General features: G+C 56.0%; 12 protein-coding genes and 7 tRNA genes. All 19 read left to right on the top strand.

Features of this window, described 5'->3' with window-relative positions; translation table 11 throughout:
• The first annotated feature begins 11 nt into the window (after positions 1–11).
• The 19 genes from motA (at position 12) to ABEA08_RS01225 (ending at position 12,114) form a co-directional block, all read left to right on the top strand.
• On the top strand, positions 12–869 hold the full coding sequence (gene motA, locus ABEA08_RS01315) for a flagellar motor stator protein MotA (protein WP_345332477.1): 858 nt from the start codon (positions 12–14) through the stop codon (positions 867–869).
• Positions 869–1,849, top strand: a complete 981-nt coding sequence (locus tag ABEA08_RS01310) for a flagellar motor protein MotB (RefSeq protein WP_345332474.1) — start codon at positions 869–871, stop codon at positions 1,847–1,849. The genes motA and ABEA08_RS01310 overlap by 1 nt, the downstream gene beginning before the upstream one ends.
• Positions 1,849–2,229 carry a PilZ domain-containing protein gene (locus ABEA08_RS01305; RefSeq protein ID WP_345332472.1) on the top strand — a complete coding sequence of 127 codons (381 nt, stop codon included), beginning with the start codon at positions 1,849–1,851 and terminating at the stop codon, positions 2,227–2,229. Before ABEA08_RS01310 ends, ABEA08_RS01305 begins: the two co-directional genes overlap by 1 nt.
• Positions 2,226–2,510, top strand: coding sequence for a hypothetical protein (locus ABEA08_RS01300; protein WP_345332469.1), 285 nt, complete (start codon positions 2,226–2,228; stop codon positions 2,508–2,510). The genes ABEA08_RS01305 and ABEA08_RS01300 overlap by 4 nt, the downstream gene beginning before the upstream one ends.
• Before the next feature lie 673 nt (positions 2,511–3,183).
• Positions 3,184–5,322 (top strand): prolyl oligopeptidase family serine peptidase, encoded by a 2,139-nt coding sequence (locus tag ABEA08_RS01295; RefSeq protein ID WP_345332467.1) that lies wholly within the window; start codon positions 3,184–3,186, stop codon positions 5,320–5,322.
• Positions 5,323–5,505: 183 nt separating this feature from the next.
• Positions 5,506–5,916 carry a tol-pal system-associated acyl-CoA thioesterase gene (gene ybgC / locus ABEA08_RS01290; protein WP_345332465.1) on the top strand — a complete coding sequence of 137 codons (411 nt, stop codon included), beginning with the start codon at positions 5,506–5,508 and terminating at the stop codon, positions 5,914–5,916.
• Positions 5,906–6,619, top strand: coding sequence for a protein TolQ (gene tolQ, locus ABEA08_RS01285; RefSeq protein WP_345332462.1), 714 nt, complete (start codon positions 5,906–5,908; stop codon positions 6,617–6,619). Before ybgC ends, tolQ begins: the two co-directional genes overlap by 11 nt.
• Positions 6,616–7,047, top strand: coding sequence for a protein TolR (gene tolR, locus ABEA08_RS01280; protein ID WP_345332460.1), 432 nt, complete (start codon positions 6,616–6,618; stop codon positions 7,045–7,047). Before tolQ ends, tolR begins: the two co-directional genes overlap by 4 nt.
• A 4-nt stretch (positions 7,048–7,051) precedes the next feature.
• On the top strand, positions 7,052–8,065 hold the full coding sequence (gene tolA, locus ABEA08_RS01275) for a cell envelope integrity protein TolA (protein ID WP_345332458.1): 1,014 nt from the start codon (positions 7,052–7,054) through the stop codon (positions 8,063–8,065).
• A gap of 7 nt (positions 8,066–8,072) precedes the next feature.
• Positions 8,073–9,416, top strand: a complete 1,344-nt coding sequence (gene tolB / locus ABEA08_RS01270; RefSeq protein WP_345332456.1) for a Tol-Pal system beta propeller repeat protein TolB — start codon at positions 8,073–8,075, stop codon at positions 9,414–9,416.
• A gap of 35 nt (positions 9,417–9,451) precedes the next feature.
• Positions 9,452–9,985, top strand: coding sequence for an OmpA family protein (locus ABEA08_RS01265; RefSeq protein ID WP_345332453.1), 534 nt, complete (start codon positions 9,452–9,454; stop codon positions 9,983–9,985).
• A 30-nt stretch (positions 9,986–10,015) separates the two neighbouring features.
• The gene (gene ybgF, locus ABEA08_RS01260; protein WP_345332451.1) at positions 10,016–10,738 is read left to right on the top strand and encodes a tol-pal system protein YbgF; all 723 of its coding nucleotides are present in this window, start codon (positions 10,016–10,018) and stop codon (positions 10,736–10,738) included.
• 172 nt (positions 10,739–10,910) lie between these two features.
• Positions 10,911–10,986: transfer RNA gene (locus ABEA08_RS01255), tRNA-Lys, on the top strand.
• A 42-nt stretch (positions 10,987–11,028) separates the two neighbouring features.
• Positions 11,029–11,104 (top strand) — tRNA-Lys (locus ABEA08_RS01250).
• A gap of 42 nt (positions 11,105–11,146) precedes the next feature.
• Positions 11,147–11,222, top strand: a tRNA-Lys gene (locus tag ABEA08_RS01245).
• Between the two features lie 41 nt (positions 11,223–11,263).
• A tRNA-Lys gene (locus tag ABEA08_RS01240) sits at positions 11,264–11,339 on the top strand.
• A 41-nt stretch (positions 11,340–11,380) separates the two neighbouring features.
• Positions 11,381–11,456, top strand: a tRNA-Lys gene (locus ABEA08_RS01235).
• A gap of 42 nt (positions 11,457–11,498) precedes the next feature.
• Positions 11,499–11,574: transfer RNA gene (locus ABEA08_RS01230), tRNA-Lys, on the top strand.
• A 464-nt stretch (positions 11,575–12,038) separates the two neighbouring features.
• A tRNA-Lys gene (locus tag ABEA08_RS01225) sits at positions 12,039–12,114 on the top strand.
• The last annotated feature ends 43 nt before the right edge of the window (positions 12,115–12,157 follow it).

The raw sequence follows: 12,157 nt of genomic DNA, 5'->3' as shown, positions 1-12,157 counted from the left end.
AAGGACGATCCATGATCAAGATAATTGGCCTGTTGGTGGCCGTGCTGTCTGTGTTTGGCGGCTATGCGCTAGCAGACGGTAATTTGGCCACCTTGTGGCAGCCGGCAGAGGTAGTGATCGTTATGGGGGCGGCCCTAGGGGCCCATGTGCTGGGCAATCCGGCGCCGGTTCTCAAGGATACCCTCGGTCAGATCCGCGAGCTGCTCACTAGTGAGAAAGAGGATCCCGAACTCTATCCACAACTGTTTGGCCTGATGAACAGCTTGATGCTGCAGATCCAGGTCAGTGGCATTAAAATTCTCGATGACCATATTGAGAAACCGTTTGAAAGCTCGCTGTTTTTGACCTACCCCGCGGTGCTGCGTCAGCCCTTGTTGCTGAGCTTCCTGGTGGACAACCTGCGTTTGCAGTCGATGGGTAAACTCAGTCCCCATGAGTTTCAACATCTGATGGATGAGGAGATCCACCGGCTCGAGGAGGATCGGATGCGTCCGTCGCACTCGTTGCATCGCACCGGCGAGGCCCTGCCTGGGTTCGGTATTTTGGCGGCGGTGCTTGGGATCATCATCACCATGGGCGCCATCGACGGCCCGCTGACGATGATCGGCTACTACGTTGCCGCCGCTCTGGTGGGCACCTTTATGGGCGTATTCGCCTGTTACTGCCTGTTTGAGCCGGTGGCTTCGGCGCTGCATCATCAGGTTGAGCAGAAGATGGCGCAGTTGCAGTGTGCCAAGGCGATCATGGTGGCGCAGTTAGCCGGCAAGCAGCCGCTGCTGGCACTGGACGGCGGACGACGGATGATCCAGGAAGAAAACCGACCTAGTTTCATCGAGTTGGAGCGTTTCCTTAACGAGGAGCAACGCTGATGGCCGGTGAAACCGTGGTGATCTACGCGGGCCGCAAAGCCAAAGCGGCGCCCAAGGCGGGCGGGGCTTGGAAGGTGGCCTTCGCGGATTTTGCGTTAGCGATGATGGCACTGTTTTTGGTGCTGTGGCTGATCCAGGTGGCGGATCAGCAAGAGCGTGCCGCGATCGTCCAGGCGATCAGCGGTGAGAAGGTCGATGACAGCAGAGCCGGCGCTAATGTCGACAGCAATAAGCCCCACTTTGTTGATCTGGAAGGCTCTGTCGTGCTCAATGAGCTGATCCAACCCGCCCAGGGAACGGGCGCAGGGCGGGCTGGACCGGCGACCGTTAACCACATTCCACGGGGAGAGCGGGGCGCGGCGTCGGGCGAAGGCGATTATCTGGACACCTTGTTGCCGGGCAGCTTCCAGACCCAGGCGCAGCTCGAAGCGTTAGCGCATGAGGTGGAGCAGGCGATCTTGGGAACCGATCTGGCCAAAAACGTCAGTGTCGAGGTGGTGCCACAGGGGCTGAAGATCCTGATCCGCGATAATCTGCAGCAGTTTATGTTTGCCCGTGGCAGCGCTCGGATGACGCCTTACTTTGAGGATCTGCTGCTGGCGCTGGCGCCGTTGTTGTCCCGGGTGGAGAACCCCCTGCTGGTCTCGGGCCATACCGATTCGACCACCTTCCGTGGCACGGATCGCACCAACTGGGAGCTGTCGAGTCAGCGCGCCTTGGAGGCCCGTCGTGCTCTGCAGTACGGTGGTGTCGGTGTCGGCCAGTTTATCCAGGTTGTGGGCATGGCCGATCAAGTGCCGTTGGATCATCAAGATCACCGTTCCTCCGCCAATCGACGCATTGAGTTGATGGTGTTAACCGATAAGGCTCAACAGGATCTGCGCGGGCTGTTCGGCAGTCACGGTGGCGAGTCACCGGTCGAGGCCCAGCGTGCGGCCCAAGGCAATCAACCCCGTGGGCGTTATACCGGAAGCGAGTGATGTACGAACAGAATGAAGATAACCGGCGTGAGCATGCGCGCTTTACGCTCAGGGACGATCCCGAGCAGAGCCTGCGCACCGCCTGCGACGGCGTGTCTATCCGATTGGAGCAAAAACAATGGTGGCGCTATCGCGAGCTCGGCTTGGCGGCGCTTAAAGACATCAGCAAAGGTGGGGCCGGGTTCATCTCGGGCGTGTCATTGGAGCCTCAGCAATCGTTGGTTATCGAGCTGAATGGTCTGCGCCTGGGCTGTACCGTGATGCGCCGTCAACAGGTGCAAGGGGCCTTGCGCTTCTATGGCGTGCGCTGGCACGAAAGCAGTATCGAGCAGTTGATGACGCTGTTTGATGAGATCGGCCGATTAAGGGGAGTGGCATGACCCGATTTCAACGTAATGGGCCGGATGGGCTGCAAAAATATTTCTTGTATCTGATCATCGCGGATTGGCTGCTGCTGATCTTGGGAGGCTTCTTGCTTTCCAGGGTGAGCTTCGTTTACGCGGCGGTGATCTGTATCATGCTGCTGCTGTACAACGTGTTGCTGGTCAAGTTGTGCTTTATCCGCGCCCGGCGCGCGTCAGACGGCTACCTGTTGTATCCGGTCGTCACGGCGTGCCTAGTGGCTGGTGGGTTACTGGCCTGGCAATTTTTGTTTCGCTAGCTTGGTGAAATCCACCATCAAGACTCATGTCGTAACGCGCTCTTCGGAGCGCGTTTTTTGTGTCAGCAGGAGCGGTCTTGAGTGTCGGGGCTGAGACCGGGTAGCCGACTGCTGCCGGGCTCAGTGCTGATGGCGGACGCTGTTGGCTTTGGTTGTCCCAGTCTGAGGCGCCATCTGTTGGGGAAAGGCCTGTACTCTGCTGAAAAAAGACAAAAAAAACCCGCTGATAACTCAGCGGGCAAGATTGGAATTTATGCAATCTAAGAAGGAAGTTAAGCAAGAACCAGGTAACGCGATGGAGATGCTCATGTTCCACCGCGTCGGAATGTGTGCTGATACGGATATCAGTTCGCTCCGAAAACAGGAGCAATTCTAGGGGCTGGCGGGGCGGCTCGCAACCGAGAAAAATTTCCCGTTACGATTAGTAAAACTAATCCATTGAGGGTTCGCCGTGAGCTTGGTAGTGAATTGGGATCTAGCCCAAGCCCTTGTTGGTTCAGCTTTGGTCAAGCTTTGTGGCGAGTGTCTTGTGCTTTGCCTGTAGAGCAAACGAGATATTTGGCCCAGCTTTTCTATTAGGTAACGTTGCGAGATTGAATGGGCATATTGATCCTGTCTGCTAACGAACGTTAAAGTGCGGTCACAATTAAAATCGATCCATAGGGAGTTGTGGATGAAAAGAACACGTTTATGGCTGGCGGCGGTTTCCGCGTTGGCGGTGGCGGGGTGTCAGCAATGGTCGGCCGAGCTGAGTCAGCCCTTGGCCTATCCGCACAGTGAGCGCGGTGAACTGGTGGAGCAGCTACATGGCCAGGCGGTGGCGGATCCCTATCGGTATCTAGAGCAGCTCGATAGCCCGAAGACGCTCGACTGGGTTGAACGCCAGCGGATCTTTGGCGAGGGCTTTTTGGCGCAGATCCCCAATCGGGATACGGTGCAAGCGCGGATCACCGAGCTGTGGGATTATGAGAAGATCGGCGCGCCCTTCGTGCGCGGCGAGCGCAAGTTCCATTTTGCGAATGATGGGCTGCAGAGCCAATCGGTACTCTATGTGCAGGATGCGGGTAGCTCCAGCCCGCGAGTTTTACTCGATCCCAATCAGTTTGCCAGCGACGGGACGGTAGCATTGAGTGGTTACTCGGTCAGTCCTGACGGCAAGGTGTTGGCGTATGGCACCTCGGAGTCCGGCTCCGATTGGCAGCAGTGGCAGTTTTTGCAGATCGATACCGGTGAGCCGTTGGCCGATAAGCTGGAGTGGGTCAAATTCTCCGGCGCCGAGTGGGCGGCAGACAGCAGTGGGATCTGGTATTCGCGCTACGATGAGCCCACAGGCGGCAATAAGATGGAAGAGGTGAACTACTTCCAGAAGCTGTACTTCCATACCTTGAATTCGCCGCAGAGCCAGGATCGTCTGGTGTATGATCGTCCCGATCAAAAAGAGTGGAGCTTTGGCGCGGATCTGTCCGATGACGGTCAGTTGCTGATCATCACCTCGGGCCAGGGCACCGATCGACGCAACCGGGTGTTTTTCCAGCGCTTGGGTGAAGATGCAGTGCTGCCGTTGATCCCCGAGTTGCAGGCGTCCTATCAGTTCTTAGGCAACGATGGCGATTGGTTGTTGTTTGAGACCGATGACCATGCGCCGCGCGGCCGGATCATCGCCATCGACATCAATCGACCAGAGCGCAGCGCGTGGAAAGAGTTGGTGGCGCAAGGGGCGGATCCGATCAACCGTGTCCGCATCGTCAACGATCATCTAGTGGTGGTGACCCTGAAAGACGTACTGGCCGATATCAACACCTACTCTTTGGCCGGTGAGCATCAGCAGCGCTTAACCTTGCCGGGCTCCGGCCGGGTGGTGGGCCTGCAAGGGCGCCGTCAGGACGCCAGCTTATACTTCCAGTTTAACTCCTACATCCATCCGACCGGGGTCTATCGCTATGACTTTGAGGGTCGAGAGGTGACGGCCTATCAGACGCCGAACGTGGCCTTTGATCCCAATGACTATGTCTCGGAGCAGGTGTTCTTCCAGAGTAAAGATGGCACCCGCGTGCCAATGATGCTCTCCTATAAAGCAGGCTTGAAGCGGGACGGAACCAATCCGACCCTGCTATACGCTTACGGCGGCTTCAATATCTCGATGACCCCCCGATTCTCGCCCGCCAACATAGCCTGGATGGATCTGGGCGGGATCTACGCGGTACCGAGCTTGCGTGGTGGCGGCGAGTACGGCCAGGATTGGCACCATGACGGTCGGTTGGAGCACAAACAGAATGTGTTCGATGACTATTTTGCCGCTGCGGAGTATCTGATCGATCACGATTACACTCAGCGTGCCTATCTGGGCGCCTATGGCCGCTCCAACGGCGGACTGTTGATGGGGGCGGCATTGACGCAACGGCCGGACCTGTTTGCGGCAGTCCTGCCGGCGGTGGGGGTACTGGATATGTTGCGCTACCAGAAGTTTACCATCGGCTGGGCCTGGGTGAATGAATATGGCAGTGCCGACGATGCTGAGCAATTTCCCTATCTGCTCGCCTATTCGCCGTACCACAACCTGAGCCCACGCCAATATCCGGCCACCATGGTAATGACGGCGGATCATGACGATCGGGTGGTGCCCTCTCACAGCTTTAAGTTTGCGGCGGCGATGCAGCATGCCCAAATGGGCTCGGCGCCGGTGATCGCCCGTATCGAGCAGAAGGCGGGGCATGGCGCCGGAAAACCGACGTCGATGCGGATCGCCGAATATCGGGACATCTTTTCCTTCTTAATGTTGGCGTTTAATCAACCACTTCCAGAAAGCTTGTAAAGTGACAAAATGAAGCGGCCTCATGGCCGCTTTTTTATCAACGGGTAAAAGACGCAGCAAATTTGTGATCCAGATGTTCCTGATTGCTGATCTTATGAACAAAATAGGCCATATTAGCCCCTCCCCAGCGCGATCGGGCTCAGGTATAGTAACTCGACAACACAATTACGATTATTAAAGCTTGTGGGGAATCCAACCTTTCGTTGGCCGGTACGTGTGTATTACTCCGACACGGATGCGGGTGGCGTGGTGTATCACGCCAATTATTTGAACTTCTTCGAACACGCACGTACAGAGATGTTACGCCAGGCGGGTTTTGAACAGGATCAGTTGATGGCGCAAAACCTGGTGTTTGCGCTGAGACAAGTGGTCATGGACTTTATTCGCCCGGCTCGCTTCAACCAGATGCTCGAGGTGATCACTGAGATCACACAACTCGGCGGGGCGTCGCTTCAGTTTGAACAACGACTGGTCGATGCTCAGGGAGAGGTGTTCTGCCAAGCGCAGATCAAGATCGGCTGCTTAAGCGCCGATCAGTTTCGTCCTATCCGGATCCCCCAAGCCATCAAACAGGAGTTAGCGCGTGTCGGCTGAGATCTCGTTCATCGGTTTATTTTTGGAAGCCAGCTTGTTGGTCAAGTTGGTGATGATCTTTTTGATGGTGCTGTCCGTCGCGGCATGGACTGTGATCTTCCAGCGCCAGAGTGCGCTGAAACAGGCCCACCTTAAGGCGCAACGATTTGAGGATCGGTTCTGGTCCGGGGTGGATCTGAACCGCCTGTATCAAGAGTTATCGGCTCGGGGCGATCGTAATACCGGCTTGGAGCTGATGTTTACCAACGGTTTCCGCGAGTACATCCGCCTGGCCAAAAGCTCCCGCAGCCCTGAAGCGGTCATGGACGGCAGCTACCGTGCCATGCGCGTGGCGATGTCCCGTGAGGTGGATAAGTTGGAGCAGCATCTGCCGATGTTGGCTTCCATCGGTTCAACCAGCCCGTACATCGGCCTGTTTGGCACCGTATGGGGGATCATGAACTCCTTTATCGCCTTGGGTAGCGTACAGCATGCCACTTTGAATATGGTGGCGCCGGGGATCGCAGAAGCTTTGATCGCGACGGCGATGGGCTTGTTTGCGGCTATTCCTGCAGTGATCTTCTTTAACCGTTTTTCTACACGAGTCGAGAAGCTGGAAAACAGCTACGCCAACTTTATGGATGAGTTTTCCACCATCTTGCACCGTCAGGCACACAGCACCAACGGCCAGGCACAGAACGGTCAGCCGGAGCGGGGTGCGTGATGCAGGGGTACCAGCGTAAGCGACGACGTAAGGTCGCTGAGATCAACGTTGTGCCGTACATTGACGTGATGCTGGTGTTGTTGATCATCTTTATGGCGACAGCGCCGTTGGTGACGCAAGGGGTGAAGGTGGATCTGCCGCAGGCGGCTTCCGAGCCAATCCCATCGGATTCCAAACCGCCACTGGTCGCCTCGGTTAATCAGCAGGGCGAGTATTTTCTCGACAACGGTACCGTGGATGAGAATACACCACTGCAACTCGATGAGATCCAGGCATTGGTGGCCGCGGAGTTGACGGTGAATCCTGACCGACCTGTGGTGGTCAATGGCGACCGATTGGTGCCGTATGACACCATCATCCAATTAATGGTTAGCCTGCAGCGAGCCGGTGCCCCTTCCGTGGGTTTGATGACGGATCCGGGGGAATAACGCAATGAAACAACCTTTGGCAGCCCCTTTGACTATTGCGCTGATCCTGCATGCCGGTTTGCTGGCCTTGCTGGCGTTCAGTGTTGATTTCAGCGCGCAGAAACCAACTCAGCCCCAGGCCAGTGCGCCGGTGGTGCAGGCCTCGATGGTCGATCAGACTCAGGTGAAGCAGCAGGTGGAGCGTATTCGCGCGGCTGAAGCCGCACAACAAGAAGCGGAGCGTCAACGTCAGGCGGAATTGGAGCGTCAAGCCCAGGAAGCCGAGCGCAAACGTAAGGCGGAGCAGGAGCAGATAAAACAGCTGGAGCAGCAGCGTCAGCAACGCCAGGCGGAAGCCCAGCGTGCCGAAGAAGCGGCCAAAGCGGCCAAGCTGAAACAGCAACAGGAAGAGAAACAAGCGAAGGCCGCCGCGGAGCAGCGACGTCAGGAAGAGGTGGCCCGCAAAGCCGCCGAAGAGCGGCGGATCGCTGAGGAAGCGGCGGCGGCCAATGCGGAAGCTGAGCGCAAACGCAAAGCCGAAGAGGCTAGGAAACAGCGCGAGGCGGAAGAAGCCGAGCGCAAACGCAAAGCCGAAGAGGCTCGGAAACAGCGCGAAGCGGAAGAAGCGGAACGTAAACGCAAAGCGGCGGAAGAGGCGGAGCGCAAGCGCAAGGCCGAAGAACGTGCGGCACGCGAAGCGGCTTTGGCTGAGCAGATGGCGGCGGAGCAAGCCGATCTCGCCCGAGCTAGGAACCAGCAGGTGCTGTCGGAGGTGGAGCGCTATCAGGTGCTTATCCGTCAGGTGATCCAGCGTAACCTGCGTACCGACAACAACATGCGTGGTAAGCAGTGTCGCGTGCGATTGAATCTGGCGCCGGATGGGTTCGTTTTTAATACTCAGGTGTTGGGCGGCGATGCGGCTGTGTGCCGCGCGGCGCAGGCGGCCATTAAGGCGGCGGGCAGTTTACCGGTCTCCAGTGAGCCGGATATCTACAACCAGATGAAAGAGATCGATCTTCGGATCGAGCCGGAGATGTAAGGAAACTATGAACGTGAAATCCTGCTTGGCGGCGTTGGCCGCCATCTTGATGATGAGCAGCGCCCCGACTCGGGCCGCGCTGGAGATCGTCATCACCGAGGGCGTCAATGCGGCGCGCCCTGTCGCCGTGGCGCCATTCCGTTGGCTTGGCGATGGGCCTATCCCGAACCAGATCGCCGATGTGGTCAGCTCGGATCTCAGCCGTTCTGGCAGCTTCAGTCCACTGGCGTTGTCGGCATTGCCTCAGCGCAATGTGGGCGGTGAGGCGGACTTGGATCTACCAGCCTGGATCGCAACCGGCGCCGAAGCCGTCGTGGTGGGGAGCATTCGCCCCGCGGCAGATCAGCGCTTCGAGGTGAGCTTTGAGTTGGTGGATCTGCTGCGGGCGCAAGCCTCGGTTGAGGACACCAGCGGCCCGGTGATCAAGAAAGATCATATTATCGAAGGGCGCACCACGGTGATCCCACAGGCGCAGTTCCGTCGCTTTGGCCATCGGATCTCTGATCTGGTGTATGAGGCATTGACCGGCAACAAAGGCGCTTTTCTCACCAAGATCGCCTACGTAACGGTGGATGAACAGGCAGCGCCATTTAAGTTTCAACTGCGGGTAGCCGATTATGATGGCTACAACGAGACGGTGCTGCTGCGCTCACGTGAGCCGCTGATGTCACCGTCTTGGTCTCCTGATGGCAAAAAGCTCGCGTACGTTTCGTTCGAGAATCGCCGCTCAGAGATCTACATTCAGGATCTCTATACGCAACAGCGGGAGCGGATCACCGATTTTGCCGGGATCAACGGCTCTCCGGTATGGTCTCCGGATGGCAAAAAGCTGGCGATGACCCTGTCGAAGGATGGCAGCACCGAGATCTACATTATGGAGCTAGCGACCCGCCAATTAGAGCGGATCACCAACCACTACGCGATTGATACTGAGCCCAGCTGGGCGCCTGACGGTCAGTCGCTGGTGTTCACCTCGGAGCGAGGTGGGCGTCCGCAGATCTATCAGATCATGCTGGACAGCAAACGTATCAAGCGTTTGACCTTTCAGGGAGAGTGGAACCTGGGCGGCTCTATCACGCCGGATGGCAAACATCTGGTGATGGTGAATCGCACCAATGGGCAATACAACATTGCTCGAATGGAGCTGAGCAGCGGTCATATCGACGTCTTAACCGAAACCTATTTGGATGAGTCGCCGAGTGTAGCCCCAAATGGCAGCATGATTATATATAGTACCAGTCACAATGGTCGACAGGTCTTGGCCGCAGTGTCTATGGACGGAAGGTTCAAAGCCCGCTTGCCGATGCAGGTGGGAAGTGTCAAGGCACCGGCTTGGTCGCCGTTCCTTTGATAATGAATTTAACCAATAAAAAAAGGGTTTAACTGATGAAATTGAATAAAGTTGCTAAGGGACTACTGTTTGCTATCCCAGCATTGGCTCTGACTGCGTGTAGCTCGACTGCAGGCGTCGACGCCGACTCCGAGATCTTGGACAATCAAACCAGCCTGGAGCAGGCGGGTGGCCCGGAAGTGGGCGGCCTGGATCAGGTGCAAACTGCGGAAGAGCGCCAGCGTGAGAAGTACGCCGAGCTGCGCCGCGAGCACATCCTCTACTTTGACTTCGACCGTGCCGATATCCGCCCTGAATTTGGCGAGCTGCTGGAAGCGCACGCGGCATTTTTGGTTGAAAACCCACGTACTCGCGTGATCATCGAAGGTCATGCCGATGAGCGCGGTACGCCAGAGTACAACATCGCGCTAAGTGAGCGTCGTGGCAAAGCGGTGCAACGCTACCTGCAGAGCTTGGGTGTGTTATCCAGCCAAATGGAAGTCGTGCCTTATGGCGAAGAAAAGCTGCTCGACAGTGCTGCTACTGAAGCTGCGCACACCAAAAACCGCCGGGCTGTATTGGTTTACTAATCGGAAGATCACCGTATGAAAAGAGCCGTTATGATAGCGGCACTTCTCGGCTTGGGGGCGCAGTCATTGGCTGCGCCCGCTCCCGTTGTAGAGGTGTCAAGTGTTACCCGCTCTGCCGCATCTGATATCAATAGTCGGGTTGAGCGTTTGGAATCATTGTTGCGGGCCAACAGCCAGTCTCAGCTTCGCCTGGAGCAGGTGGTTGATCAGATGCAGCGAGAGATCGGTGAGTTGCGCGGTTACAGTGAGGCCCAGGGCTTTCAGATCGAACAGATGTTGGAGCGCCAGCGTCAGCTGTATCAAGAGCTAGCAAAGCTGCAGTCGGCGCCGGCGAAGAGCTCCTCGACCGAACAGCAACGATCGGATCGAAGAAGCGTGGAGTCTCTATCCGAAGCGGACAGTTACACGGTTGCACTGAACCTGGCGACAAAAGAGCGTCGGTTTGATGATGCGATCCCTGCGTTTAGAGATTTTATCGCGCAGTACCCGTCAAGCAGCTACACATCGAACGCGTACTATTGGTTAGGTCAGTTGCTGTACAACAAAGGTGAACTGCCTGAAGCGGCACAGATGTTTGCTAAGGTGGCGGGAGATTATCCTGAATCGGGTAAGCGGGCCGATTCGATCCTCAAGCAAGGCTTGATCGCGGATCGGCAGGGTGACAAAGCCAAGGCTAAGCAGTTTTTTAAATCAGTGATCGCTCAGTACTCTGGCAGCAGCGCGGCACAGATGGCCGCGAAACACCTGAATTAAGGTTCGCTAAGCCTTTATCCGTAAAGGCCAATTTGTTTTTTGACCGCTTTGTTTGTTTTGTGCGCAAGCGGTCTAAATAATCGAAATTCGGGTTGCAAGGCGAATCGAACTTGGTATTATAGCCGCCCGTCGACAGGGGAGGCCGCAAGGTCAACACTGACGACAGATGCGTGGGTCGTTAGCTCAGTTGGTAGAGCAGTTGGCTTTTAACCAATTGGTCGAAGGTTCGAATCCTTCACGACCCACCACTTTTTTCGCGGTTAGCGAAGAAAGGCGCAACATCACAATATGGGTCGTTAGCTCAGTTGGTAGAGCAGTTGGCTTTTAACCAATTGGTCGAAGGTTCGAATCCTTCACGACCCACCACTTCTTTCGCGGTTAGCGAAGGAAGGCGCAACACCACAATATGGGTCGTTAGCTCAGTTGGTAGAGCAGTTGGCTTTTAACCAATTGGTCGAAGGTTCGAATCCTTCACGACCCACCACTTCTTTCGCGGTTAGTGAAGGAAGCGCAACACCACAATATGGGTCGTTAGCTCAGTTGGTAGAGCAGTTGGCTTTTAACCAATTGGTCGAAGGTTCGAATCCTTCACGACCCACCACTTCTTTCGCAGTTAGTGAAGAAGGCGCAACACCACAATATGGGTCGTTAGCTCAGTTGGTAGAGCAGTTGGCTTTTAACCAATTGGTCGAAGGTTCGAATCCTTCACGACCCACCACTTCTTTCGCAGCTAGTGAAGGAAGGCGCAACACCACAATATGGGTCGTTAGCTCAGTTGGTAGAGCAGTTGGCTTTTAACCAATTGGTCGAAGGTTCGAATCCTTCACGACCCACCACTCCTGCTTCATCCCCCTGATATCCTAGACAGCGCCCCTGGCGTTGGATTTTTCGTATCTACCCGCCGTAGAACATCGTCGACACTTCCCATTGTTCCACTTTTCAAGATCTTGCGTGTCGTTGTGCTCAGGCTGACGTCAGGCTGGCTGGACGGGAGCGGGGCAAGGCTGCGTGAAGATCTTACCCGGCGCAGATACCGAAGCCTTTGAATGTATTGTTTTTATTCATACTGTTGCGAGTTTAATCGGGTTGGGTGGAATCTGGCCACTTGGTTCACGGAACTGCAAATTGCAGTTGACGGAGAACGGCTTGGCCTCCATAATTCGCCCCGCTTTCAACGAGACGGGCCCAATCAGACGTAAGGTCGACAGGGACTCGGCAGCGGTGAAAGCGGACAGAATATTGAATGATAAAGAGTTATTCTGTGCCGTTGATCTTGGACTGTTAGTCCAAGGCACAATATGGGTCGTTAGCTCAGTTGGTAGAGCAGTTGGCTTTTAACCAATTGGTCGAAGGTTCGAATCCTTCACGACCCACCACTTCTTTCGCGGTTAGTGAAGGAAGGCGCAACACCACAATATG

Source organism: Ferrimonas pelagia, assembly GCF_039543565.1.
GTDB lineage: Bacteria > Pseudomonadota > Gammaproteobacteria > Enterobacterales > Shewanellaceae > Ferrimonas > Ferrimonas pelagia.
This window is presented reverse-complemented; position numbering and strand designations above follow the sequence as displayed.

What these genes read in the sequence shown, in the direction of transcription:
- ABEA08_RS01295 (WP_345332467.1), top strand. Translation starts at nt 3,184, where the DNA reads ATGAAAAGAACACGTTTATGGCTGGCGGCGGTTTCCGCGTTGGCGGTG.
- ABEA08_RS01300 (WP_345332469.1), top strand. Translation starts at nt 2,226, where the DNA reads ATGACCCGATTTCAACGTAATGGGCCGGATGGGCTGCAAAAATATTTC.
- tolB (WP_345332456.1), top strand. Translation starts at nt 8,073, where the DNA reads ATGAACGTGAAATCCTGCTTGGCGGCGTTGGCCGCCATCTTGATGATG.
- tolA (WP_345332458.1), top strand. Translation starts at nt 7,052, where the DNA reads ATGAAACAACCTTTGGCAGCCCCTTTGACTATTGCGCTGATCCTGCAT.
- ABEA08_RS01305 (WP_345332472.1), top strand. Translation starts at nt 1,849, where the DNA reads ATGTACGAACAGAATGAAGATAACCGGCGTGAGCATGCGCGCTTTACG.
- motA (WP_345332477.1), top strand. Translation starts at nt 12, where the DNA reads ATGATCAAGATAATTGGCCTGTTGGTGGCCGTGCTGTCTGTGTTTGGC.
- ABEA08_RS01265 (WP_345332453.1), top strand. Translation starts at nt 9,452, where the DNA reads ATGAAATTGAATAAAGTTGCTAAGGGACTACTGTTTGCTATCCCAGCA.
- ABEA08_RS01310 (WP_345332474.1), top strand. Translation starts at nt 869, where the DNA reads ATGGCCGGTGAAACCGTGGTGATCTACGCGGGCCGCAAAGCCAAAGCG.
- ybgF (WP_345332451.1), top strand. Translation starts at nt 10,016, where the DNA reads ATGATAGCGGCACTTCTCGGCTTGGGGGCGCAGTCATTGGCTGCGCCC.